The sequence below is a fragment of the Massilia sp. W12 genome, assembly GCF_037300705.1.
Lineage (GTDB): Bacteria > Pseudomonadota > Gammaproteobacteria > Burkholderiales > Burkholderiaceae_D > JACPVY01.
The window spans coordinates 5671455-5695684 of record NZ_CP147776.1 but is presented as its reverse complement, the minus strand read 5'-3'; the positions used below and the strand labels follow the sequence as shown (position 1 = coordinate 5695684).

The window sequence follows — 24230 nt, the reverse complement described above, 5'->3', positions numbered from 1 at the left end:
CGCACGGCAGTCAAGCGCCTGATTCACTTCAAGCCGGCTGTGGCTGATCCTGGCCGGCTTTCACACACTCAGAAAGGGAATACGATGCAAAAGCTGCAAACCCCGTTGCGCCGTTTGGTTTTGCTGGCGGCTGCCGGCTTGTGTTTGAATCCGGCTTACGCCAACAGCAGCGCGCCCGCCAGTGCGCCGGCGGCGAATCTGGAAGCCGCTTTGAAGCCGGTGCTGGCCGGTTCCTGGCGCAGCGATAAAAACAAGGCGCGCGATCAATACCGCCATCCGGCGCAAACCCTGGCGTTTTTTGGCGTGCACCCGAAAGCGCAAGTGATTGAAATCACCCCGGGCGGCGGCGCCTGGTATGCGGAAATCCTGGCCCCGCTGTTAAAAGATCAGGGCGTGTATATCGCCGCGAATATGAGCCCGGCCGGTTTGAGCGAGCGCGCTGCGGCTTACTACAAAAAAAGCAATGAAGAATTGAAGCAAAAAATGGCCGCCAATCCGGCGGTGTTTGGGCGCGCCGCCAGCCTGGAGTTCGAGCAAAAGAAACCGAATTTCGGCCCGCAAAACTCGGCTGATTTTGTGCTGACCTTCCGCAATGTGCATAACTGGACGATGGCCGGGACAGATCAAGCGATGTTCAAAGCCGCCTTTGAGGTCTTGAAGCCGGGCGGCGTGCTGGGTGTGGTGGATCACCGCGCCGCCAAGGGCAAGAGCCTGGAAGAAGTCAAGAAGAGCGGCTATCTGCCGACCGAGTACGTGATTGAGCTGGCTGCCAAAGCCGGCTTCAAACTCGACGCCAGCAGCGAGGTCAACGCCAATCCGAAAGACAGTAAAGACTATCCTGGCGGCGTCTGGACGCTGCCGCCGAGCTTTGGCGAAGGCGACAAAGACCGCGCCAAGTATGCGGAAATCGGCGAAAGCGACCGCTTCACGCTGCGCTTTATCAAGCCGGTGTACGACAAGTAATCAGGCTGCATGCGGAGCGCGCCTGACAAAATGCGCGCTCTGCTTTTCCTGCGCAAAACCGGCGCGCACATAAAACCGGTGGGCGCGTTCGCGCTTGAGATTGGAATACAGGCGCAATTCCGGCGCCCCCACGCTATGCGCCCAGGTCTGCGCCTGTTGCAACAGAGCCTGTCCCAAGCCCTGGCTGCGCGCGGCCTGATCCACCACCAGCGCAACGATTTCCACATACGGCGCCTGATGCAATTGGCGCTGCAAACGCAGATGCATCCAGGCTTGCACGCATGCCGCCGCATCCAGCGCCACCCAAACCGCATGCCCGTCTCCCAGTTCCACCAAATAGCGGCGCACATCCTCTGCGCTCACGGCATAGCCGAGTTGTTGCGCCAACTGCGCCAGACGCTCGGCGTCATGGGCGGCGGCCTGCCGCATCATGGCGCTTTGCCTTGCACGCGGGCGGCGATTTGCTGCGCCAGTTGATCTAATAATTGCTGCTGCGCCGCCACCAATTGCGCCGGTTCACAGCCGGCGCAGGTTTGCGCCAGGCTGTGTTGTTGACTCTGGCGCGCGCCTTGCGGCGGCTGCAATTGCACCATCGCCGATAATTGCACGCCGCGCGCGGCCAGCAGATCCATGCTGTGCAAGTCGATTTGCGCTTCCCAGCCCGGCGCGCTGCGCAATTGTTGTTCGCGGCTGATCACGCGCCAGCCCGGCAGCAATTGTTGCAGACGCGCGCGCAGGTATTGCGCGACGCCGCTGGCCAGCGGTTCGGCCCAACGCTGCTGCTCCAGCAAGGTGACGCGCGTGCCCTCGCGCAGCACCAATTGCGGACGCTGCAATAATTCCGGCACGCTGACTTGCTTCAAAACCAGCAGCGGGCCATCCGCCGCCCCTGGCGCATGCGGCGGCTCGAACGCATAAAACTGTTCACGCGGCGTGCTGCCGCAGGCGCTCAAGCTGGCCGCCAGCGCGGCGGCAATCAAAAATCGCTTCATTTCTTATCTTCCTGTTTGCCGCGCAACACCCCGTCCGGGCGGCGCTCCAATTGTTCGGCCAATTGCTGCAGCGCTTGCGCGGCGCGCTTGAGTTCGCGCAGGCTGTCGCGCAAATCGAGTTGCAGATTGCCGTCTTCAGCCAGGGTGTGATCCAGCCGGCCCAGGCTTTGGCGCACTTGCTGCAGGGTTTTTTGCGCTTCCGGCGCGACTTCTTTATCCAGCTGGCGCATCAATTTGTCTGCGCTTTGCAAACCGCTGTTCAAGCTGGCCAGGGCGGTGCGCACATCTTGCGTGGTTTCCTGCAGCGGCAGTTTTTCGATTTTGCCGGCAATCCGCATAAACGCGGCTTGCAATTGCTCCAGGCCGCCGGGCAGGGTGGCGATCACCAGCGGCGCATCGCTGCGCTTGGGCAGGCTGGCGGCGATTTTGCGCGCTTCCTGTTCCGCGTTGCGCAGTTCTGCGGCATCGCTGCCCGGCTGGCGCACGTCTAAGGCCACATACAGCGCGCCGGTCAGCAAATTCCCGGTTTTCAAGCGCGCATGCAGGCCGGCGCGCTGCAATTGCTGCAATAATTCTTCGCTGCTCAAGCTGGCCCCGGCTTGCAAATGACTGTGCAAACGTTGCGGGTACAGATTGATTTCCACCGGTACGCGCCAGCTCTGTCCCGCTTTGTCGTATTCGAGTTTGACCGCTTTCACATCGCCAATCACGATGCCACGGAAATCCAGCGGCGCGCCGGCTTGCAGGCCGCGCACCGATTCCTGAAAGTACAGCAAGCCCGGTTTGACCACAAAATCCGGCCGCTGCAAGGCTTTTTGCCGGCTCGCGAACAGGGTGAATTCGGTATTTGCTGCGGCTTGCGGCATGGCTTCGCTGCTTTCGCTGTTGGGCGTTTCAAAACTGATGCCGCCGGCCAGAATCGCCGCCAGCGCCTCGGTTTGCAATTTCACGCCGTTCGCATCGAGTGACAGTTCGACCCCGCTGGCGTGCGAAAACAGGGTGTTTTGCCGCACATACTGGTCATACGGCGCATGCACAAACACATTAAAGGTGAAGCCGCGCCCGTTTTTATCCAGCTCATAGCTGACCACCTGGCCGACTTGCAGGCGGCGGTAGTAAAGCGGTGCGCCGACATCGAGCGAGCCGATTTGCTCGCTGTGCAGCAGAAAATGGCGCCCGGCCAGACCATTGGTGAGCGGCGGCGGGGCGTCCAGGCCGGTGAATTCTTCGCGCTCGACTTCCGATTTGCCTATGTCGGCTGCGATATACGAGCCGGAAAACAGGGTCGAGAGGCCGGAAATGCCGCCTGCGCCGACACGCGGTTTGACCACCCAGAATACGGTATCGTCACGCGCGATATTCGAGGCGCCCTTGGCCAATTGCGCGCGCACAATGACTTGCGTGCGGTCGCGCGAGAGCGTGATGCTTTTCACATCGCCGATATCGACATCTTTGAATTTGATCTTGGTTTTGCCGGCTTCCAAGCCTTCTGCGCTCTTGAAGGCGATGGTGATAATGGTTCCACGATCAAGCGCCGCATGAATCACCAGCCACAGCGCAATCACGGCGGCGCTCACCGGGATCAGCCAGATAATCCAGGGCGACCATTGCCAATGGCGGGTGCGCACTGTGACTGCGGGCAAGTCCGGCGCAGCCGGGCTTGGCATCTTGGCGGCGGGTTCGGCCTGCGCTTCTGCGGCGCTGTGCGGCCCTGGCTGTTCTGTCTCACTCATCCTGGCAATAATCCCATATCAAACGCGGCTCAAAACTGTGGGCGGCGAACATGGTCAGCACCACCACCGCGCCAAACGCGGCGATGGCCGGCCCGGCGCGCACTTCGGCGATGATGCGCAATTGCACCAGGGTCACCAACAAACCCACTACAAACACATCCAACATTGACCAGCGGCCAATGAAATCAATCAAGCGGTACAAGCGGGCGCGCGCCAGCGGCGCAAACGCGCTCTTGCGTTGCACCGTCCAGTTCAGCCAGGCCAGGCCGGCTAATTTGAAGCAGGGCACCACAATCGAGGCGGTAAATACGATCAGCGCCAGCCCCCAGGAGCCGGCTTTCCACAGGTATTCGACGCCGCTCATAATGGTGTCGATCTGCGCTTCCTGAATCGAGCGCGCTTCCATGATAGGCAGGGTGTTGGCCGGCACATACAAGGCGGCGGCGGCCAGCAACCAGGCCCAGGTTTTGCGTATGCTGTCCGGTTTGCGGCGGTGCAGCGCGGCGCCGCAGCGCGCGCAAGTGTGACAATCCGCCGCCGCCAATTGCCGGCAGGCGGGACAGGCATGCAGCCCGGCGGCGGCGGCGCTCACTTTGCCCATGCGTGTTCCTCATGCGCGGCGACGCATTGCCATAAATCTTCGGGGTTGAAAAAATAGGCCGACAACATAATAGACAGCATCAGCGCGACCATGCTGAAGGCGGCAATGCCGGGCATGATGTCGGCAAACGCGGAAATGCGGATGGCCGACACCAGCACCCCCAGCAAAAACACTTCCACCATATTCCAGGGCCGTATCCATTGCGCCAGGCGGAACATGAAAGCGAAGCCGGGAACCCGTTTGCCCAGGCGCAGCGGCAAGAGCAGATACAGCAGCGCGGCGATTTCCAGCGCCGGGGCCAGCATCATGCAGACAAACACCAGCGCGGCGGCGGCAAACAGATGTTGTTGCAGCAGAAATTGCACTGTGCTGGCGATGGTGGCGGCGTTTTGCACTTTTTGCACTTCCAGCCCGATCAAGGGAAAAAAATTGGCCAGCAAAAAGAAAATCAGGCTGCAGATGGCGCATGCCAGGGTGGCTTCCAGCGCATATGGCAGATGGCGATACAAAAATGCATTGCAGCGCGCGCAGCGCGCCGTGGCCCCGGGCGGCAACTTGATGCGTTGCTGCAGCAAGTCGCACTCCGGGCAGGCCAGCAAATCTGTCTCGGCGTGAGGGTTCATGCGGCCAAACGCTGGCACAGACGGCGCACCACGCCTTGCGCATAACGCGCCGCCACTTCATTGGTGAAGCGGGTGAAATCATGCGCCGCCGATTCATTCGCGCCATCCGACAGGCTGCGCATGACCGCCAGCGGAATCCCGAATTCGTGACATACCTGGGCCAGCGCGGCGCCTTCCATTTCAACTGCCAGCAAATCCGGGAAGGCTTGTTTGAGCTGCGCCAGGCGCGTGCTGCTGTTGATGAATTCATCGCCGCTGGCGATCAGGCCGCGCACGCATTGCACTTGCCGCAGTTGAAAACAATCGCGGGTTTGCGCGCTCACCATCTGCAGGAAATCTTCACGCAAAAAATCGCTGCAGGCTTGTTGCAATATTTCACTGAAGGCGGCGTCGGCGGCAAAGCGCGTGATGCCGGTGAGCGGGATTTGGTAGCGCGGAAACAGCGGTTCGGCGTTCATATCGTGTTGCACCAATTCCTGCGCCAGCACGATATCGCCGACATGCAAAGCCGGATCTGCGCCGCCGGCCACGCCGGTAAACAGAATATGGCTGACATTGTAGTGCGCCACCAGCATACAGGCAGTGGCGCTGGCGCCGACTTTGCCGATGCGCGACAGCACACACACGCTGTCCACGTCCCATAAGCGGCCTGCAGTATAGGTTCGGCCGGCGATTTGGCGTGATTGACGGTCTTGCATAGCGGCTAACAAGCCGTCTTGCTCTTCATGCAGAGCGCTGATGATGCCGAGGCGGACAGGTGAATTCATATTTTCGCAGGGGAAAGCAGGCCAGGGGCTTATTCTATCGGGCAGGCAGATTGCGGGCAATTCCATATTCAATGTCGCCCCCGCTTGCTTGCCGCGCAAGGGCCTTTATAATCGATTACATGCGCCGCAAATGGAATCGACATGGCTTCAGACAGCTCCTCCCCGCTGCACCGCAATGCCGGACTTTATCTGGGCTTGTTCTTTTGCCTGACGCTGGCTGCGATTGTGTTGCAAACCTGGTGGGCGATTGCGCAGGATCGCAAGTTGACCCTGGAAACCGAGCGCGGCAATGGCCTGGTTGCAGTGCGCCTGTTGCAAGAGCACGCCACCCAAACCCTGCAGGAAGCTGAACGCAAATTGCTGTCGCTGGCGCAAATGGCGCAACAGGCCCCGCCGGGGGCCAGCCAGGACGAGGATTTTTTGCGCCGCCTGGCGCACAAGCGCTTGCTGGATCATGGCGCGATCAAGGCTTTGCAATTCATTGACCGGCAGGGGCAGGCCTGGGTTACTTCGCTGGACTATCCGGCGCACAGCAATGACGTCAGTCAGCGCCCGGATATCAAATTTCTGCTCTTGCGTCCCGATTTTCAAGACAGTGTGATCGGCCATCCTTATCCCAGCCGTTATGACAGCCAGTGGGTGACGCCCTTGTCGCGCCATTTGTTTGATTTGAATGGCAAATGGCTGGGCATCATCAGCGCCGATGTGCGCATCGCCTACTTTGGCGCGGTGTATGCGCGCGCTGCGAAAAACAATGATGCGGCAGTGGCCTTGATTGCGAATCAGGGTTTTATCATCGTCCGCTCGCCGTTTGAAGCGCGCTATGTGGATCGCGATTTGCGCGGCGCGCCGGCGCTGGCCCAGTTTGAAGGCGAGGCGCAGGAAGGCATTTTTTCCGATCCGGATTTTCTCGATGATGAAAAAGCCCGTCTCTACACCTGGCGCAAAGCGCCGGATTTTCCCATCACCATGGTGTATGGGCGTGATTTGGAAAAAATTCTGGCGCCGTGGCAGACGCGCAGCCGCGACCGCATTTTGTTCGCCGGCGTGATTGCCTGCCTGCTCGGCGCGCTGACCTGGTATTTGCGCTGGCATGTGCGGCGTTTGCAACGGAATCAGCGCAATTTGCGGGAAAGCGAAGATAAATTCATTCAATTATTCCAGCGTTCTCCTCTGCCGCTGGCTTTGCTGAATCTGGAAAATGACCAGTTTGTCGAAATCAATCAAGTGTTTTTGGAGCAATTCGGCTATCAGCGTCAGGATTTGCTGGGCAATACGCCGCTGGCGTTCTGGCAAAGCCAGGCCGAGCGCCAGCATTACCTTGACATCTTGCACCGCGAATGGGTGGTGGACAGAATGGACGCCCTGTTGCTGCACAAGAGCGGACAGCCATTGCGCTGCCTGCTTTCTTCGCGCCTGCTGGAGGCTGATGGGCGGCGCATGGTGCTGTTTTCGCCGCGCGATGTCACGCGCCAATATCAGATTGAAGAAGAAATCCGCGAATTGAATCAGCAATTGGAAATGCGCGTCAGAATGCGCACCCAGCGCCTGGAGCAAACCAATCTTGAATTGGGACATACTCTGCAAAGTTTGACCGGCATGCAAAGAGATCTGGTGCAAGCGGAAAAAATGGCGGCGCTGGGCTCCCTGGTGGCGGCGGTGGCGCAGGAATTGGCGCAACCGATTGAGCTGGGCATGCAAATGGCGGCAGGCATCGCCAGTGAAACGCGTGAATTCAGCGCAGACATCGGCCAGCGCCGCATCCGCAAAAGCGAGTTGGAAGGTTTTTTGCTCAACAGCGCGCAACAAGCCGGGGTTTTATTGCAAAGCCTGGGCCGGGCCGGGCAATTGGTGGCCAGTTTCAAGCAGGTGGCGGTGGATCAGGCCAGCAATCAGGCGCGCGAATTTGATTTGCGCCAGGTGCTGGAGGAAATTGTCACCACCAATGCGCCGCAATACCGCGAAAGAGAAATCGCGATGCAGCTCGACTTGCAGGAAAACATCCATATGTACAGTTATCCCGGCCCGATTTCGCAAGCCATCAGCCATTTCATCGCAAACGCTTTGCAGCATGCGTTTGAAGGGCGCGCCAGCGGCGAGATGCGCTTGAGTTGCCGTAAATTGGATAGTGAAACGGTGGAAATCGTGTTTGCTGACAATGGCTGCGGCATTCCGCCGGAATATCAGGCGCGCGTGTTCGAGCCGTTTTTCAGCACCCGTATCGGCCAGGGCGGCATCGGTCTGGGCATGCATGTGGTGTACAACCTGGTGACTGAAGTGCTGGGCGGCAGCATCGTTTTGCACAGCGAGCCGGGGCAGGGCGCACGCTTTGTGCTGCGCCTGCCCTTGTGCGCGCCGGCCCTGGCGCCAGCCGAGGCGCGGGCGCGTTGAGGCTGGCTGTTGCGGCGCCATTTGAGGCGGCGAAATTGCAATTCGTCCCGGCATTATTGCGCTTTATCGCATTCCGGCGGCGCCTGCGCCGGCCTGTGGCTACAGTGACTCCATCGCAAACTTTTCTGTCCTGATGGAGGCTGTCATGAATTTCGCCAAACATATGGAAGCTGTGTTTCTCAGCGCTGCGCTGGTCTGCTGCTCGCTGGCCTGGGCCAAACCGGAGCAAGGCGTGACCGAACCTGGCATCGCCTCCCGTACAGAAAGCGCGTCTGCCAATACCGCAGTGCTCAGTGATGCGCCGGTGCAAACCGTTGTCATCGTGGGCCGCCGCCAACCCTGATTCTGAAAAGGAAAAAGCATGAAAAAGATTTTCGCCACGGCTGTCAGTGTTTCCCTGTGCTGCACCGGATTGACGGCGCAGGCGCAGGAGGTCAGTGAAAAGCGTCAGGTCGAGGCCAAAGTGCGGCAAGTTGAGGTGGATGGCGTGATCGCTTTGACCTTGAAACAGGGCGCCACACCCGGTTTGACGCTGTATGCAGATCAGAAATACATGGCGGATTTTGTGGTGCAGCAGGATGGCGATTCATTGAAAATCAAAAACCGCAGCACCGTGCATATCGGCAAGGGCCCTGAGATGCGCGCCGAATTGGTCTTACCGCATTTGGACGTTTTGAAAAACCGGGGCATAGGCTCAACCAATGCGAGCGGTTTCAGCGGCGAGAAAATCAAGCTTGATGTCAGCGGGGCCGGCAATGTGAGTTTCAATGGCGCGTACAAGCATGTCAAACTGATGCTGTCCGGGGTCAGCAAAGTCAATCTGGATGTGAAAGAGGCGGAGCACACCGAAGTCAAAATGAGCGGCGCCGGTTCCACCGACATGAAGGGCAAGAGCCGCGATCTGGAAGTGGAATTAAGCGGCGTCGGCGCACTGGATGCGCAGCAGCTTGAGGCGCAAAACCTGAAGCTGAAATTATCCGGAACCAGCAAAGCCAGCGTAACCGCCAAACAAAGCGCCAGCGTGGCGGTTTCCGGGGTTGGCTCCGCCGTGATTTATGGCGAACCGGCCACCCGTTCCAGCGCGGTGAGCGGCGCGGGTAAGCTCAGTTGGAAGTGAGGCGCGGAATTTCCGCGCCTCTTATCTGATTATTTAAACCACAAACGCATCGAATCCCAGGCCCGGCCCATGATGCCGGCCTGGTTGACGCCTTCCAGCGCCACCACCGGCAATTCCATCATGGGCTTGCCGTCCACCATCATCTTCATGACGCCGACTTTGGCGCCGTTGGCGATTGGCGCCACCAGCGGGTCTTTGCGTTCCAGTACCGGGGTCATTTTATTCATGCCCTTGGGCACCGTCACCATGACATCGTTGGCGAAGCCGATTTTGATTTTGTTCTTTTCCCCTTTCCAGATGTCCGGTTCCTGCACCGATTGACCCTTGCTGTACAGGCGCAGGGTTTCAAAATTCTGGAAGCCCCAGTTCAACAGTTTTTGGCTCTCCTGGGTGCGCACCGCATCCGAGCTTGTGCCCAGCACCACCGAAATCAAACGCCGCTCGTTTTCGCCGCTCTTGCGTTTGGCCGAGGCGATCATGCAATAACCTGCCGCTTCGGTATGGCCGGTTTTCATGCCGTCCACGCTGGGGTCCAGCCACAACAGGCGGTTGCGGTTGGGTTGGGTGATTTTGTTATAGGTGAAGCTCTTGATCGAGTCGATTTTGTAGAAATCGGGATAATCATGAATCACACGATACGCCAGACGCGCCAGATCGCTGGCGGTGGAATAATTATCGCGGTGCGGCAAGCCGTGCGGATTGGCGAAATGGGTCGCCTTCAAACCCATGCGCTCAGCTTCCTTATTCATCAACACCACAAAACTGGCTTCATCGCCGGCCACCGCTTCCGCCAGCGCGACTGCGGCGTCATTGCCTGATTGAATCATCAGACCGTGCAGCAAATCATTGATTGACACCGGCACCTTGGGGTCGATAAACATCTTCGAGCTGCTGGGGTCAACGCGCCAGGCGTTCAGCGAGACATTCACCTTTTGATGCAAATCCAGCTTTTTGTCTTTCAAAGCGGAAAATGTCAGATAGGCGGTCATGATCTTGGTCAGTGACGCCGGTTCAATCCGCATTTCCGCTTCCTGGCTGGCGATCACCTGCTGGCTGCTGGCGTCATACAAAATCCAGGATTTGGCTGCCAGGGTCGGCGGCGGCAGGCTTTGCGCCTGCGCACCCAGCGTAAACACGCTGATGAGTATTGCAAAAAAACGTTTCATAAATCCTCTTAAAGAATGGGACCGTCCCACATTTGCGTAACCAGACTGCGAATAAATTGCAATTTGCGGTGGAAAAAATGATCCGCGCCGGGAATCACCCAGACCGGCAGCTCTTGCGGCCTGGCCCAGTCAAACACATCGGTCAGCGGAATTGTTTCATCGTGCTCGCCGTGGATCACGATGGTGTTTTGCGGCACTTCGGGGATGTGCCATTTGATCGCCGCCGTGCCGACAAACACCATGCGCTGCACCGCACGGCCTTCGGCCAGCAGACGCTTATGGAGTTCCGCCTGCACCACCGTGCCAAACGAAAATCCGGCCAGCGCCAGCGGCAAATCCGGGTATTGTTCGCGCATATGCAGCATCAGCGTGTACATATCGTCGGTCTCGCCGCGCGCATGGTCATGCTCGCCTTCAGAAGCGCCGACGCCACGGAAATTCATGCGCACCGCAATATAATCCAGCGCCAGAAAAGTGCGCGATAAGGTGTAAATCACCTTGTTATCCATGGTGCCGCCGTACAGCGGATGCGGGTGCGCGATCAGGGCGATGCCGCGCGGCGGGTTTTTAGGCAGATTCAGCGCGCATTCGAGTTGCCCCGCGCCGCCTGCCAGCATGAATTTTTGCGTGCTCATGGCTTACACTTTCAAGCGCTCCACCACCTGGCCGCCGACCAGATGGCTGTCGATGATTTCATCAATATCGCTATTGTCCACATAGGTGTACCAGGTGGCTTCCGGATACACCACCAGCACCGGGCCGAGTTCGCAACGGTCGAGGCAGCCGGCTTGATTGATGCGGATCTTGCCCTCGCCATTCAAATTCATTTCCTTGATGCGCTTTTTGGCATGTTGCTGCGCTGCTTGCGCCCCCTTGTCCATGCAGCATTCGCGCCCGTCTTCGCGCTTGTTCATGCAAAAAAATACATGCTTTTGATAATAAGAAGTGTCGCTCATTTGCGCATCCTGCCCGGTTAATGTGTAAAAGGAAGCAAACGGAGGCCAGCGGGCTTCCTGCTTCCTGAATAAAAGCGAAATGATAGCGGACTTGGCCTGATGCCGCACAGACGCGCTTTCAGTGCGCGCCATCCTGCGGCGCAGTGGATGGCGCCGGCGGCGCATCGTGCGAGGGATGCCAGACACACCATACCGCCAGCAGCGGCCAGCTCAGCGCCAGAATTTGCGCTGCGCCATTGAAATTAATGAACTGGCCCTTGGCCCAGGTTTGCAAGCTGGCGCTGAAATAGGGGTTGAGCGGGGTCAGATTGGCCGTCGCCAGCGCCAATAACAGACACAGCGCGGCCAAACGGCGTTGCACCCCGGGCGGCGTCTGTAAGAGACCGGCCAGCATCAAACCGCCCAGCAATAAGCCGCCTTGCGCCCCCGGCGTCAGCCACAGCAGCGCGTGTTCCGGCGTGAACACCAGCGCGCTGGAAAAGGTTTTCACACCCAGGCAGGCCGCCAGCAACAGCGCCAGCAAACGCCAGCGCGGCGCTGCCGGGCGCATCAGCCAGCTCATGCTCAGCACCGCGCCGGCCAGGCCGCAGGCGCACATGACAGTTTCCGCCAGCCAATATTGCGCGATGTCAAATTGGCCGCCATACGGCGTGAAAGACAGCAAATCAATCGGCATATCCAGCAGATCGGACAGCAAATCAGACAGCACCGGCATGAATTGGCCGTGGCCGAACAGATAGGCTTGCGGCTGCAACTGCGCCAGCGGCCACAAGCCGGCGGCCAGCAAACCCCGGCTGGCGCTGGGAATAAACCAGCGTTTGCGCATCAGATGCAAGTAGCCGTGGTCGAGAAAAGCGCGGGTTTGCCACCAGCCCAGCGCGGCCCCGAGCAGGCTGCCGGCCAGATTCGCCCACCAATCCAAAATCGAGGGTACGCGCGTCGGCAGCCAGGATTGCGCGCTTTCAATCCCGCCCGACAAGAGCGCGCCGAGGGCCAGCGCCAGGAGCAGGGCGGGCCAGCGCTGCACTCGCGGATACAGCGCAAACACGCCGAGTGTGCCCAGGGGCATATACGCGATGATATTCGCCAGCAAATCAAACCAGGTCCAATAGCGCGGCATGCGCCACACCAGCCAGGACAGCAAGGGCGCATTCGGCTCGCGCCAGGCGCTCCAGGGATACAGGCTGGCGTACACAATCAAGGCCAGATACAGCAAGAGATAGATGCGCGCCATCGGCGAAGCCTGCGGCGGCGGACGGTGGCGCTGCACTGCCTGCATCTGCGTTTACCTCTGCGCCGGGGCGTGTTGTTGCAACCAGCTTTGCAGCGCGGCAATCGCCAGATCCGCCGTCTGCGCCAGGGCGCGCGCGCCATCCTGCGCTTGCGCGCCGGCGGCGACTTCGTGACTGAACACGCGTTGCGCCAGCAGCTGCCGCCCTTGCACAATGCTGGCGCGCCAGCGCAGGCGGGCGGTGCTGGCTTGCGGGCTGCTGAAGTCTTGCACAAATTCTTCCAGCTCCAGGCGCAGGCTCAAATCAGTTTGCACCCCTTCAGTGGCGATTTTCACCCCGGCGGCGGCCAATTGCGCGCGCACGCGCTGGCTCAATAATTGCGCCGGCGTCATACTCCAGCGGCTTTCCGCATACGGTTTGGCCTGCAAGCGCTCGGCGTAGGACAGGCGGTAAAACAGATATGGCGTATCGAGGGCGGGCGGGGCGCTGACCTCAGCGATTTTCCAGACTCCGGGCAAAGTCAGCGGCGCAGTGGCCGGCAGCGCGCCGAAATCATAGGCCGCAGGCTGCGGGCGCGGTGCGGCGCAGGCTGTCAGCAAGACACAGCAGCACAGCGCGAAGCGGGTAAAAAAGTGGGAAAGAATCATGGTTTGGGCGGAATGAAGCCGGCTTCGCCAGGGCCGGGCGGAATTGGCGCCGGGCCGAACAGCAGGCTTTGCGGGCGCTCATTGAATTGTTGCACGCTCTTATTGAGTTGGCGCAGCGTGTGGCGCGACTCATCGCCTACCGCATGCAGACGCGGCAGGGTTTCCGTTTCCAGCTCGGCGCCGATGCTTTTGATTTGCTGTAAGCCCTGGCCGGCCTGTTGCATCAAACCATTTTCACCCTGGGCCTGGGCGGCCACGCGGTTGAGATTTTGCGTCAGCGCGCGCGCATCCTGCGCCAGCGCCTGCACCGATTGCAAGCTGGCGCGCGCGCTATCGGCCAGCGGCGGCAGGCGCTCCAGGGTAGGTTGCAATTGGCCCGGCACTGCTTCCAGGCGCTCGGCGACGCGGCCGAATTTCTCGATTGTGCCGATGATTTTTTGCTGATTTTCCTGCGCCAGCAGCATATTTGAGCGGCGCACCAATTCTTCGCTTTGCAACAAAATCTGTTTTGCATGCAGCTCCAGCATCTGGAACGTGCCGGGGCGCAGCGGCAGGCGCGTCATCTGTGCGACGCTGCTGCTTAAACGCTGCGGCTTGCTGCCATCGTCATCGAGCTGGATAAAAGCCAGCCCGGTCACGCCCTGATAGCCCAGGGTGGCGAAGGTGGAAGCGGTGATCGGGGTGTCAGGATTGACACCGATTTCAATCAAGAGCTGGCCGGCTTTGTCGGGATCAAAGCGGATCTGTTTCACCCGTCCCACCATCAAACCGCGATAACGCACCGGCGCTTGCGGATTCAAGCCCGACAGCGCCTGGTTCGAGGCCAGCAGATAAGGAATGCGCTCGCTGCGGTCGCGATTAAACCAAACCCCGCCCGCCACAGCGGCAGCGAGCAGGATCAGGGTGAATAAACCCGTGATCAGCGCATGAGATTTGTTTTCCATGAAAGCAAGATTGAAGCGAATGTGGTAGCCGCATTGTACCTGCACTGCGCCTTAAAAGCCGGGGGATATGTTTGGGGGAAGGTGTTTTTTGGCGGGATGGCGCAAATCAGCCATGCGAGTGGAATCGCGTCTTGGTTGAACCGAGATGCTGCGTCCCGCAGCACAGCATCTTGCCAATTCGGCGGGCCTCTGCAAGCCCCTTGCATGCATTGCCATCGTCGCAGGGGAGCTGCGGTTGGCTGCCAAACTGAATCCTCGTAACTTACCGGCACTATTCCGCGCCTGCGCCCGACTTGGATTTGCCGCTTACTGCTTGACCGGCATGCAAAACCGCAGAGAGGCAATGGGGAGCCCTTATTCAAGACAGCAAAGAGCAGCTACTCGCTCTGAACTCTGTTGCGCCATCAAAGAATTTTTGACAAGCAACTGCCGCCATCGCCATATATCTCAGCTCACTCCACCGTCACCGACTTCGCCAAATTCCTCGGCTTATCCACATCCGTCCCGCGCGCCAGGGCGGTGTGATATGCCAGCAATTGCAGCGAAACGGTATGCAAAATCGGCGATAGTGCGCCATAGTGTTCCGGCATGCGGATCACATGCAGGCCTTCGCCGGAGCTGATGTGGGAATCGACGTCGGCGAACACATACAACTGGCCGCCGCGCGCGCGCACTTCTTGCATATTCGATTTCAGTTTTTCCAGCAATTGGTCGTTCGGCGCAATCGTCACCACCGGCATTTCTTCCGTCACCAGGGCCAGCGGGCCGTGTTTCAGTTCGCCGGCCGGGTAGGCTTCGGCGTGGATGTAGGAGATTTCCTTCAGCTTGAGCGCGCCTTCCAGCGCGATCGGGTAGTGCAGGCCACGGCCCAGGAACAGCGCGTTTTCTTTGCGCGCAAATTCTTCGGCCCAGGCGATGATTTGCGGCTCCAAGGCCAGCACGGCGGAAATCGCCAGCGGCAGGTGGCGCATGGCGCGCATATGTTCGGCCTCTTCCTCCGCGCTCAGGCGACCACGCACCTTGGCCAGGGACAGGGCCAGCAGGAACAGCGCGGCTAATTGGGTAGTGAAGGCCTTGGTCGAGGCCACGCCGACTTCCACGCCGGCGCGCGTGATGTAGGCGTGCACGCATTCGCGCACCATGGCGCTGGTGGAGACATTGCAAATGGTCAGGGTGTGCGGCATGCCTTGCCCACGCGCATGGCGCAAGGCGGCTAAGGTGTCGGCGGTTTCGCCGCTTTGCGAAATGGTCACCACCAGGCTGCGCGGGTTCGGCACGCTGTCGCGGTAGCGGTATTCGCTGGCGATTTCCACCGCCACCGGGATTTTGGCGATGGATTCAATCCAGTATTTGGCGGTCAGCCCGGCGTAATAGCTGGTGCCGCAGGCCAAAATCAAGAGCGAATCAATTTCTTTGAAACAGGCTTCGGCCTTGTCGCCGAATAATTCCGGAGTCAGCCCCACCACGCCTTCCAGCGTGTCGCCGATGGCGCGCGGTTGCTCGAAGATTTCTTTTTGCATGAAGTGACGATACGGGCCGAGTTCGGCGGCGCCGGTGTGCGCATGCACGGTTTTCACTTCGCGCTCAACGCGGCGGCCGGCGTGATCGACGATCCAGCATTTTTGCAATTGCAAATCGACCACATCGCCCTCTTCCAGATAAATAATCTGGTCGGTGATGCCGGCTAAGGCCATGGCATCGGAAGCGAGGAAGTTTTCACCCTGGCCAACGCCGACGATCAGCGGCGAGCCTTGGCGCGCGCCGATCACGCGGTGCGGTTCGTCGCGGCAAAACACGGCAATCGCAAACGCGCCATGCAGACGTTTCACCGCCTGCTGCACCGCTTCAAACAAATCGCCCTGGTAATAATGTTCCACCAGATGCGCAATCACTTCGGAGTCAGTTTGGCTTTGGAACACATAGCCTAAGCCTTTTAATTCGTCGCGCAATTGTTCGTGGTTTTCAATAATGCCGTTGTGCACCAGGGCAATGCGCGCGCTGTCCGGGGTGTTTTCGTTCGGCGAGAAATGCGGGTGCGCATTGTGCGAGGCCGGCGCGCCATGCGTGGCCCAGCGGGTGTGCGCAATGCCGGTGAAGCCATCCAATTCGCCGGCCTGGGCTTGCAAATCGGCTACGCGCGAGGTCGAGCGCGAGCGGTGCAGGCGGCCATTCATGTGCAGCGCCACGCCACAGGAATCGTAACCGCGATATTCCAGGCGCTTTAAGCCTTCCAACAAAATCGGGGTGATGTTTCTTTGCGCTACCGCGCCGACGATGCCGCACATGGGGGTTCTCCTGTTGAGGTGTGGAATGACGCCATGCTATGCCTAAATGCTTGAAATTTGTATGCTCATTTTCTTCACTTTTGGCATAAAATTTCATCATTGCATAAGCATGAAATAAAAATTCACCAGGAAGATTTTTATGAATGAAAATATCAAAACCACCGAAGATGGCATGGAATTGGATGAGCTGGATCGCCGCATTTTGCGTGAATTACAACAGAATGCGGCGCAAACCAATCTGGAATTGGCGCAAAAAGTGCACGCCTCGCCGCCCACCTGTTTGCGTCGGGTCAAGCGTTTGACAGAGAGCGGGGTGATTGCGCGCCAGGTTGCCTTGCTGGCGCCCGGCTTGGCGGCGCGCGGTCTGTGTGCGATTGTCGAAATCTCGCTCGACCACCAGGGCGCGGAATATCTGGATAAATTTGAGGAAGTGGCGGCGGCGGCGCCGGAGGTGATGCAGTGTTACCGCGTTTCGCCCGGGCCGGATTTTGTGCTTGTGTTGCAAGTGGCGGATATGCCGGCCTACCACGCGCTGGCGCACCGCCTGTTCGCCACGCACGCCAATGTGCGCAATGTGAAAACCTATTTTTCGGTCAATCGCGCCAAATTTGAAACTGCGCTGCCCTTGTGAGGCAAGGCGGTTTTTTCAGACTTTATGCAGCCTGCTTGCGACGCCGTGCAAGCGCGCCCAAGCCCAGCAGGCCAGCGCCCAGCATGGCCCAGGTGTCGGCTTCGGGTACTGCCGGAGCAACTTGTACACTGGCATTGCCATAGTAGGAGAACATGAAATTCATGGAGTTGGCCGAATTATTGCTCACGAGTATGTCCACTGTTTGCGATTGATAAGTCCCGTTCGCGTCCTGGAACATCCGTTCATACTGGCCACTGCTCGCATACATGTAAAAAGAATTGTAATTGGAGAAAACATTGCCGGCATTGCCATCTAAATAGAGCATGCCGGTCAGACGCACTGCAGTATTTGCCGACAGCGTGCCGTAATACTGGGCTTGGCTCACGGCATAGGATAAATACGCGCCGGTATTCATGGCGGAGAAGGTGAAGTTCTGGTCATCGGCATAGGTGCTTACGCGGCCGAGAGCACTGCCATAATTGTGCGAAATCGGCTGAGCATTCCAGGAACGCCAGTTGCTTTGAATGTACTCATAAGTCACCTGGTCGCTGCTGATGGCGGAGTAGATAAACATCGCGCTGTTTGATGCGGTGCTGAGCGAAGCGGCGACGCCGTCGTCAGGAGTCAAGTCAATCACTTCAAAATGCAGATTGCTCAGGCCGCCGTAAACCAGGCCATCGGTGCTTGCGTGTGCGGCGCCGGCGCACAGCGCCAGCATAAGAGGGAGTGCGTATTTCATGATGATGTGTGTGAAGTCGTTAAGAGGTATGTGCTTTTTGAATTTTTCAGCACAATTTTATGATATTGAACGTGTTTATTAAAGAACACAAGGAAGATAATGCAATCACTTTATTTGAATATCCAATAATGCAAATACATTGAAGTGGCGGCATTTCAACGCTTTTATCGCCGTTTGCTGCAATGCGGCTCCGCATCAGGCGCGCGGGTTCAATAATGTTTGATAAATCGCAGCATCTTGCGCAGAAAAACAGCAAAACACGATGCTTTTCCAGTCATCTGACAAATCCGTCAAACAGTTTTTCAAACTCGCCAGCGCGACTTGCGCCGCCGCTTCTTGCGGATAGCCGTAAATGCCGGTGCTGATGCAGGGAAAAGCGATGCTGCGGCAACCCAGGCTGTGCGCCAGCAGCAGGCTGTTGCGGTAACAATCGGCCAGCATTTCCGCTTCGCCGTTTTGCCCGCCACGCCAGACCGGGCCGACGGTGTGAATCACATATTTGGCCGGCAATTTGAAACCGGGCGTGGCCTTGGCCTGGCCGGTTTGACAGCCATGCAATAAGCGGCAGGCATGCAGCAAATCCGGCCCGGCGGCGCGATGTATCGCCCCATCCACCCCGCCGCCGCCCAGGAGGCTGGAATTGGCGGCGTTGACGATAGCGTCAAGCGCGAGCTTGGTGATGTCGCTTTGGATGACGCTGAACATATTGGTTTTCCTTTTTGGCGATACGGAATGCCGGGTTCACATTCAGCTATGCAGCCGGCTGGAGATGAAAGCTTTGCATTGGGCAAAGATTTCCTTGGCCAGCGCCGGTTTTTCATCCCAAGTGCGGGCAAATGCGCGCAAACATGCGCTGTGCGGCAGCTCGGGCGAGCGGATTTGCGCCAATAAAGCCAAGTCCCTGGCATCGGCCTCGCCTTTGTGCCGCTTTTCAAATGCATAGCCAAACAGGCAGATGAACTGCGCGCGCTGGATGTGTAATTGTTGGCGCGTATTCAAGCCGAAAAAATCAATGATGGCTTTTGCGCGCTGGTGTTTGCGTCCGCTTGTGTGCACTGGAATTGCAGTGGTGGCGCTGAAACTGATCAAATCTTCCGGGTCATCATCCAGATTACCGAGTGGATAGCACAGCAGCGCTTGTTCTGCCTGCAATTGCCCTATGTCGCTTGGCGCCGCCAAACGCTGAGCGGCGATTGGAAACCAGTTTAATTTGTAGATGGAGTTGCAGACTTTGCAGGCGGCGCAATAATTGAGTAAATCATACGCCAGCCAATAATAGCCGGCCGCAGATGCGCTCCCGGTTGGAAAATCGTAATGGAAGGTATGGCGTTGCGGATCTGGCCACACATCCACAGCGCCTTTTGGGCGGAAATGCTCCAAATCATGCTCAATTGTGCCGACTTCCTCGTCCTCGAACTGACGCTCACAATAGATGCATTTGTAGTGCTGCAAACGCATATACACAGGTTTGACAGTACTCCAGATTGAAGAAGCCTCATCGTAACGGCCAAGTTCCAGGAATTTGCGGGTTCTTTCTGCAGCTTTTTGCGCCCAATTCGGATCAATTGCCGCGATTTCAGTACGAACTTGCTGCTCGTCAAATGGATAACGAATCATCCCGCCTCCAACCTTCCAGTTTTAAGGATTTGGCGCTTTGCCAGTGAGTTTTTGCAGAAAATCCAGGGCGGCTTGCGCATCGCCTTGCGCCGCGCGCTCAAACAAACTCTGGCTTTCTCGCGCAAACGCCTCCGGGCGCGTGGTGTCGAGGCCGAAATACGAGGACAGCAATAAATCTTCCACACTGCGTCCATGCACATGCTCGCCAAGTTGGGCAAGCGTGGCGCCGCCATCCGGCCCGATTTGCGTGACAAAGATGTTTTGATGCTGCACCGTCGCCGCCACCAGCGGGCTGTGGCTGGTGAAGAAAAATTGCAGCTTGGGGAAGGCTTGCGCCAGATTCGGCACAACCACACGTTGCCATGCCGGGTGCAAATGCAAGTCGATTTCATCCAGTAAAACGATGCCGGACACGCTGTCAAGCTGCGCCCCATCCGCAACTTCGGCCAACTGACCGATTAAATCCGCAACCCAGCCGATAAATGATTTATAGCCGTCGGACAATGCGGCCAGGGGTGTGGGATTGTTGTTAAACAAAAAGATGGGCGGCCCATCCTCATCTTCAAATTCGCCGGCGAAGCGCACATTTTGTGGCAGCACTTGATTGAGTTTGGCCACCACCTGGGTGAAGGTTTCCGGCGCCTTGTTGCGCAGGCGTGGCGCCCAGGCTTGCATGGGACGCAGGGCGAGATGGTCTTCAAACAGGCTGGCGACGCGCCCATAATGGACGCCACGGGTGCGGCGCGCCTGGCTTTCGCTGTAGTCGCCGATTTCCAGGCGCCGCGTGGCGCCGTAGCCGATGACAAAATAGCTGCCTTCGCTTGTTGCGGGATTGAATCTGCTATGTGAATGCAGTATGTCAAGACCATTACTGATATCACGTTGTAATCTGGTTTCCAACAATCGTTCCGCGCCTTCAACAAAGTCGAATATTTCGTGCGAAATGAATTCGCCAGCAGCTTGGTTTTCGCTTACCGCAAGCGCTAACTCAGCTTGGATTGGATTGACTTGCATAGTGCGCCGCACCAAGCGCCATGGCACAAACCCACTCTGATTCAGAAATTGCCCCAACACCGCAATCGCCAACGCCCGCAACACCGATGACTTGCCGCCACCATTATCCCCCAGCACCAAATTCACATTCGGCAATGCCAATGCCGCTCCATCCGGCCTTCCCGGATATTGGCAGTCCATTTGTGCTTGCGAAAAGCATTTGAAATTGCTGATGGATAAAGATTTGGCGTACATGGGCGGCTCCAGGCTTGATGCGTGGATTTTACGGGGTTTTGCAAGCATTCGGCAGCAGACGGGAATTTGTCTGGTTACGCCTCTCACTCACACGAAAACACTGCCTGCAACAGCGGCGATTTGCCCTCTTTATACAGCTTCGCGCTGCAACTGCGCGGCGTATGCGGCAGTTTTTGCACCAGGCGGAACAAGCCTTGAGCATAGTCGCAAGAGAGCCAGACGCCGGCCTGGGCGTCTGACAAAGACCAGCGCAATACGCCTTTGCCGCCCGCAGGCTGTAATTGCGCGCCCTGTTCGGGCGGGCCGTCGAAGATGCTGGCGCCGCTCAAGGGCAGCTGGCCGCCTTCAAAATATGGCGCAAAGCCGGCCGGGGTTTGCTGCAGTTGCAAGCTGCCTGCCTTGGTCTGCACAGTCGGCGGGCATTGCAGCGTTTGCGCCAGCGCCGGGGCGCTCAGGCACAGGGCGCTGCTCAGCGCACAGAAAAATCGGCTCAGATTCATGATGATCCCGGACTTGTAGCGCGTGGTAAAAGCGGCGTTAATTGATGACGGAATAGGCGTCGGCGTTATTGCTGGGGTCAATGAATTTGCCGTTCTTATCCTTGCCTTTCTTGCGCAAAAAACGCTTGCTGACTTTGGGCTTGGAGGCGTCATCTTTCCATTGATCCATCACCCAGATGCCGTTTGACTCCACCGAGAGCAAAAACGCGGCGTGGTTGCCGCTGCTGTGGTTGGGGTAGCGCCCGGCGACAAAGGTGGCGATGGCTGTGCCTTTCGCCAGGCCGCTGCTGCCCATCACCACCTGGCCTTCGCTCCAGTCGCGGGTATTCGGCGCATCGGTATAGTGCTGGATTAAGGCGACGCAGTGTTTGGAACCCACTTTATCGGTGTTTTGCAAATTATCCACATCGGCATAGATATACGGCATGGCGTCTCCTTTGGCGGTTTTGTCTGCATTGTAATGGCTTCGCATGCTTGACACAGCGCGCGCGTGGCGCCGTATGCGGTAAAATCCCGCTCTTGCTTGACGATTTTGGCGGCGGATCACGATGCATATTCATATTCTGGGAATTTGTGGCACTTTTATGGGCGGTTTGGCGGTCTTGGCGCAGCAGGCCGGGCACCGCGTTACCGGTTGCGATGCGAATGTGTATCCGCCGATGAGCACTCAGCTCGAACAGCAGGGCATCGCCCTGACTGCCGGCTTTGGCGTGGAGCAGCTCGATTTGCAGCCGGATTTATTCGTGGTCGGCAATGTGGTGTCGCGCGGCAATCCGCTGATGGAAGAAATTTTGAATCGCGGTCTGCCCTATGTCTCCGGGCCGCAATGGCTGGGCGAACATTTTCTGCGCGATAAATGGGTGCTGGCGGTGGCCGGCACGCATGGCAAAACCACCACCGCGTCGATGCTGGCCTGGATTTTGCAGGATTGCGGTTATGAGCCGGGCTTTTTGATTGGCGGCATTCCCTGCAATTTCGGCATATCTGCACGCAACACCACTTCTACTCCCTTCTTTGTGATCGAAGCCGATGAATATGACACGGCGTTTTTCGATAAGCGCAGCAAATTTTTGCACTATCGCCCGAAAACCGCTGTGCTGAATAATCTTGAGTACGATCATGCTGACATTTTCCCTGATCTTGCAGCGATTGAAACCCAATTCCATCATTTAGTGCGCACTATCCCCGGCATTGGCCGGCTGATTGTGAATCGCGAAGAGGCGGCCTTGGCGCGCGTGCTGGCGCGCGGCTGCTGGAGTGAAGTGGAGTATTTCGGCGCAGATGATGCACATTGGCAGGCGATTGCACATGATGACGGCAGTTTTGATGTGCTCTTGCAGGGGCAGCTGCAAGGCCGCTTGCAATTTGCCGCGCAAGGCGCGCACAACCGCGCGAATGCCCTGGCGGCGCTGGCGGCGGCGCGCCATGTCGGCGTGCAGCCGGCGGCAGGGATTGATGCGCTGACCCGCTTCGCCAGCGTCAAGCGGCGCATGGAAGTGCGCGGTACGGTGCGCGGGGTGGTGGTGTATGACGATTTCGCCCACCATCCAACGGCCATCGCCACCACCATCGCCGGTCTGCGCGCGCGTTTGCAGCCGCAGCAGCGCATTCTGGCGGTGCTGGAGCCGCGCAGCAATACCATGAAACAGGGTGCGGTGAAGGATGCGCTGCCGGGCAGTCTGGCCGGGGCCGAGCTGGTGTTCGGCTATGGCGCCTTGAGCGGCAAAGATGCGCTGTCCTGGGATTTGGCGGCGACTTTGGCGCCGTTGGGCGATAAAGCACGCAGTTTTTCTGATTTGAACGAATTAACCCAGGCCATTTGCCGCGCCGCGCAGGAAGGCGATTGCGTGCTGGTGATGAGTAATGGCGGTTTTGGCGGCGTGCATCAAAAGATTCTGGATGGACTGGCGCAATGATTTTGTATTTGCACGGCTTCCGTTCTTCCCCGGCTTCATTCAAGGCGCGCCTGTTGGCGCAGCATGTGCCGGCGGCGGAATGGCTCTGCCCGCAATTGCCGCCGTCGCCGGCGCAAGCCGTGGCCTTGGCGGCGGGCTTGATTGAAGCTGCGGCGCCGCAAGAATTGTGTCTGATCGGCTCCTCGCTGGGCGGGTTTTACGCCACCTGGCTGGCGCAGCGTTATGGCTGCCGCTGCGTGTTGCTGAATCCGGCGGTGCGCCCGGCGCGCTTATTGCACGATCAGGTCGGAACCGGTACGCAATACCATTCTGCCGAGCCGTTTGTCTTTTTGCCGGAATATGTGGCGCAGTTGGAAGCGCTGGAAGTGGCGCAGATCAGCCGCCCGGAGCGTTATTTTTTACTCGCGGCGACGGGGGATGAAGTGTTGGACTGGCGCGAGATGGCGCAGCATTACGCCGGCGCGCGTCAGCACATCATTCAGGGCAGCGATCACGGCATCAGTGAATTTGCCGCGTATCTGCCGCAAGTGCTGGCGTTTGCGCGGGAGGGCCGGTGAAGCCGGCGCGCGCGCATGCGCGGGCGCACTGGCGCGCGCATGTGAATGCGGCGCCGGCGATGCGCATCTGGCTGATGGATCAGGCTTCGCTGACGCTGAAATTGCGCGCGCGCTGTCAGGTTTTTCGCGTGCGCTGCCTGCACCAGTGGCGCGCGCCCTGTCTGGCCGATGAGGCCGGCGCGCTCGGTTTGCCGCGCCGGCGCCATGCCTGGGAACGCGAGGTCTTGCTGGAATGCGATGGCGCGCCGGTGGTGTTTGCGCATACCGTGACGCCGCTGGAAGCGAATGCCGACGATTGGCCGCAATTTTCCACTCTGGGCGAACGCAGTCTGGGCAGTATTTTGTTTGGCGATCCGCTGGTGCGCCAGGGTGCTTTGCAACTGGCCAGACTGGCCCCGCAACATCCGCTGGCGCAACGTGCGCTGGCCGCGCTGCGCTTGCATGCGCCGCACTTGGCGGCGCAATTGGCTGGCGCGCAACTGTATGCGCGCCGCTGTCTGTACCGCCGCAAACATGGCGTATTGCTGGTGACTGAAGTCTTTTTTCCGTGGCTGCTGCAATTGCCGCAGCCGCGACCAACCCGGCCACAGGGCCGCATGGGGTGA

At 58.6% G+C, this 24230-nt stretch carries 27 protein-coding genes; 8 read left to right on the top strand and 19 right to left on the bottom strand.

Annotation, left to right across the window (positions count from 1 at the left end; all coding sequences use genetic code 11):
- The first annotated feature begins 84 nt into the window (after window positions 1-84).
- The gene (locus V8J88_RS23450; RefSeq protein WP_338846708.1) at window positions 85-963 is read left to right on the top strand and encodes a methyltransferase; all 879 of its coding nucleotides are present in this window, start codon (window positions 85-87) and stop codon (window positions 961-963) included.
- Here the strand turns inward: V8J88_RS23450 and V8J88_RS23445 are convergent, their stop codons facing one another.
- From V8J88_RS23445 to V8J88_RS23420, 6 genes are read right to left on the bottom strand one after another with little or no spacing between them, the layout of a single operon-like run.
- Entirely contained in the window at window positions 964-1395 is a 432-nt protein-coding gene (locus V8J88_RS23445; protein WP_338846707.1) for a GNAT family N-acetyltransferase, read from the bottom strand.
- Window positions 1392-1955, bottom strand: a complete 564-nt coding sequence (locus V8J88_RS23440; RefSeq protein WP_338846706.1) for a PqiC family protein — start codon at window positions 1953-1955, stop codon at window positions 1392-1394. The genes V8J88_RS23445 and V8J88_RS23440 overlap by 4 nt, the downstream gene beginning before the upstream one ends.
- Window positions 1952-3688: an MlaD family protein gene (locus V8J88_RS23435; RefSeq protein WP_338846705.1), complete on the bottom strand. Its 1737-nt coding sequence runs from the start codon at window positions 3686-3688 to the stop codon at window positions 1952-1954. The genes V8J88_RS23440 and V8J88_RS23435 overlap by 4 nt, the downstream gene beginning before the upstream one ends.
- The gene (locus tag V8J88_RS23430) at window positions 3681-4289 is read right to left on the bottom strand and encodes a paraquat-inducible protein A (RefSeq protein WP_338846703.1); all 609 of its coding nucleotides are present in this window, start codon (window positions 4287-4289) and stop codon (window positions 3681-3683) included. Before V8J88_RS23430 ends, V8J88_RS23435 begins: the two co-directional genes overlap by 8 nt.
- Complete coding sequence (locus tag V8J88_RS23425) at window positions 4277-4912, bottom strand: paraquat-inducible protein A (RefSeq protein ID WP_338846701.1); 636 nt, start codon at window positions 4910-4912, stop codon at window positions 4277-4279. The genes V8J88_RS23430 and V8J88_RS23425 overlap by 13 nt, the downstream gene beginning before the upstream one ends.
- On the bottom strand, window positions 4909-5679 hold the full coding sequence (locus tag V8J88_RS23420; RefSeq protein WP_338846700.1) for a 5'-methylthioadenosine/adenosylhomocysteine nucleosidase: 771 nt from the start codon (window positions 5677-5679) through the stop codon (window positions 4909-4911). The genes V8J88_RS23425 and V8J88_RS23420 overlap by 4 nt, the downstream gene beginning before the upstream one ends.
- 141 nt (window positions 5680-5820) lie before the next feature.
- On the opposite strand from V8J88_RS23420, the gene V8J88_RS23415 reads away from it, so the two are divergent.
- From V8J88_RS23415 to V8J88_RS23405, 3 genes are all read left to right on the top strand, one after another.
- Window positions 5821-8070: an ATP-binding protein gene (locus V8J88_RS23415; RefSeq protein ID WP_338846699.1), complete on the top strand. Its 2250-nt coding sequence runs from the start codon at window positions 5821-5823 to the stop codon at window positions 8068-8070.
- 145 nt (window positions 8071-8215) lie between these two features.
- Window positions 8216-8413: a hypothetical protein gene (locus V8J88_RS23410; RefSeq protein ID WP_338846698.1), complete on the top strand. Its 198-nt coding sequence runs from the start codon at window positions 8216-8218 to the stop codon at window positions 8411-8413.
- Between the two features lie 18 nt (window positions 8414-8431).
- Window positions 8432-9187, top strand: coding sequence for a DUF2807 domain-containing protein (locus V8J88_RS23405; RefSeq protein WP_338846696.1), 756 nt, complete (start codon window positions 8432-8434; stop codon window positions 9185-9187).
- A 29-nt stretch (window positions 9188-9216) separates the two neighbouring features.
- On the opposite strand, the gene V8J88_RS23400 is transcribed toward V8J88_RS23405, so the two are convergent.
- The 7 genes from V8J88_RS23400 to glmS form a co-directional block, all read right to left on the bottom strand.
- Window positions 9217-10353, bottom strand: coding sequence for a D-alanyl-D-alanine carboxypeptidase family protein (locus V8J88_RS23400; protein ID WP_338846695.1), 1137 nt, complete (start codon window positions 10351-10353; stop codon window positions 9217-9219).
- Between the two features lie 8 nt (window positions 10354-10361).
- A complete protein-coding gene (locus V8J88_RS23395) occupies window positions 10362-10988 on the bottom strand; it encodes an alpha/beta hydrolase (protein ID WP_338846694.1) in 627 nt (208 codons plus the stop codon).
- A gap of 3 nt (window positions 10989-10991) precedes the next feature.
- Complete coding sequence (locus V8J88_RS23390) at window positions 10992-11309, bottom strand: NAD(P)H-dependent oxidoreductase subunit E (protein ID WP_338846693.1); 318 nt, start codon at window positions 11307-11309, stop codon at window positions 10992-10994.
- A gap of 118 nt (window positions 11310-11427) precedes the next feature.
- The gene (locus V8J88_RS23385; protein WP_338846692.1) at window positions 11428-12588 is read right to left on the bottom strand and encodes a VanZ family protein; all 1161 of its coding nucleotides are present in this window, start codon (window positions 12586-12588) and stop codon (window positions 11428-11430) included.
- A 6-nt stretch (window positions 12589-12594) separates the two neighbouring features.
- On the bottom strand, window positions 12595-13188 hold the full coding sequence (locus tag V8J88_RS23380; RefSeq protein ID WP_338846691.1) for an ABC-type transport auxiliary lipoprotein family protein: 594 nt from the start codon (window positions 13186-13188) through the stop codon (window positions 12595-12597).
- The gene (locus V8J88_RS23375; protein WP_338846690.1) at window positions 13185-14132 is read right to left on the bottom strand and encodes an MlaD family protein; all 948 of its coding nucleotides are present in this window, start codon (window positions 14130-14132) and stop codon (window positions 13185-13187) included. Before V8J88_RS23375 ends, V8J88_RS23380 begins: the two co-directional genes overlap by 4 nt.
- A gap of 452 nt (window positions 14133-14584) precedes the next feature.
- Window positions 14585-16417, bottom strand: a complete 1833-nt coding sequence (gene glmS / locus V8J88_RS23370; protein ID WP_338846689.1) for a glutamine--fructose-6-phosphate transaminase (isomerizing) — start codon at window positions 16415-16417, stop codon at window positions 14585-14587.
- Between the two features lie 139 nt (window positions 16418-16556).
- Here glmS and V8J88_RS23365 point away from each other — a divergent pair, with 139 nt between their 5' ends.
- On the top strand, window positions 16557-17048 hold the full coding sequence (locus V8J88_RS23365) for an Lrp/AsnC family transcriptional regulator (protein WP_338846688.1): 492 nt from the start codon (window positions 16557-16559) through the stop codon (window positions 17046-17048).
- 22 nt (window positions 17049-17070) lie between these two features.
- On the opposite strand, the gene V8J88_RS23360 is transcribed toward V8J88_RS23365, so the two are convergent.
- The 6 genes from V8J88_RS23360 to V8J88_RS23335 form a co-directional block, all read right to left on the bottom strand.
- Window positions 17071-17787: a PEP-CTERM sorting domain-containing protein gene (locus tag V8J88_RS23360; protein ID WP_338846686.1), complete on the bottom strand. Its 717-nt coding sequence runs from the start codon at window positions 17785-17787 to the stop codon at window positions 17071-17073.
- A 195-nt stretch (window positions 17788-17982) separates the two neighbouring features.
- Window positions 17983-18492, bottom strand: a complete 510-nt coding sequence (locus tag V8J88_RS23355; RefSeq protein WP_338846685.1) for an O-acetyl-ADP-ribose deacetylase — start codon at window positions 18490-18492, stop codon at window positions 17983-17985.
- Between the two features lie 42 nt (window positions 18493-18534).
- A complete protein-coding gene (locus V8J88_RS23350) occupies window positions 18535-19404 on the bottom strand; it encodes a hypothetical protein (RefSeq protein ID WP_338846684.1) in 870 nt (289 codons plus the stop codon).
- 21 nt (window positions 19405-19425) lie between these two features.
- Entirely contained in the window at window positions 19426-20652 is a 1227-nt protein-coding gene (locus V8J88_RS23345; RefSeq protein WP_338846683.1) for an AAA family ATPase, read from the bottom strand.
- Window positions 20653-20735: 83 nt separating this feature from the next.
- Window positions 20736-21152: an STY0301 family protein gene (locus tag V8J88_RS23340; protein WP_338846681.1), complete on the bottom strand. Its 417-nt coding sequence runs from the start codon at window positions 21150-21152 to the stop codon at window positions 20736-20738.
- 37 nt (window positions 21153-21189) lie between these two features.
- Window positions 21190-21579 carry a BPSL0067 family protein gene (locus tag V8J88_RS23335; protein ID WP_338846680.1) on the bottom strand — a complete coding sequence of 130 codons (390 nt, stop codon included), beginning with the start codon at window positions 21577-21579 and terminating at the stop codon, window positions 21190-21192.
- Window positions 21580-21700: 121 nt separating this feature from the next.
- Between V8J88_RS23335 and mpl the strand changes: the two genes are divergently transcribed.
- From mpl to V8J88_RS23320, 3 genes are read left to right on the top strand one after another with little or no spacing between them, the layout of a single operon-like run.
- Window positions 21701-23068: a UDP-N-acetylmuramate:L-alanyl-gamma-D-glutamyl-meso-diaminopimelate ligase gene (gene mpl, locus V8J88_RS23330; protein ID WP_338846679.1), complete on the top strand. Its 1368-nt coding sequence runs from the start codon at window positions 21701-21703 to the stop codon at window positions 23066-23068.
- Window positions 23065-23625, top strand: a complete 561-nt coding sequence (locus tag V8J88_RS23325) for a YqiA/YcfP family alpha/beta fold hydrolase (RefSeq protein WP_338846678.1) — start codon at window positions 23065-23067, stop codon at window positions 23623-23625. The genes mpl and V8J88_RS23325 overlap by 4 nt, the downstream gene beginning before the upstream one ends.
- Window positions 23622-24230: a chorismate lyase gene (locus tag V8J88_RS23320; protein ID WP_338846677.1), complete on the top strand. Its 609-nt coding sequence runs from the start codon at window positions 23622-23624 to the stop codon at window positions 24228-24230. The genes V8J88_RS23325 and V8J88_RS23320 overlap by 4 nt, the downstream gene beginning before the upstream one ends.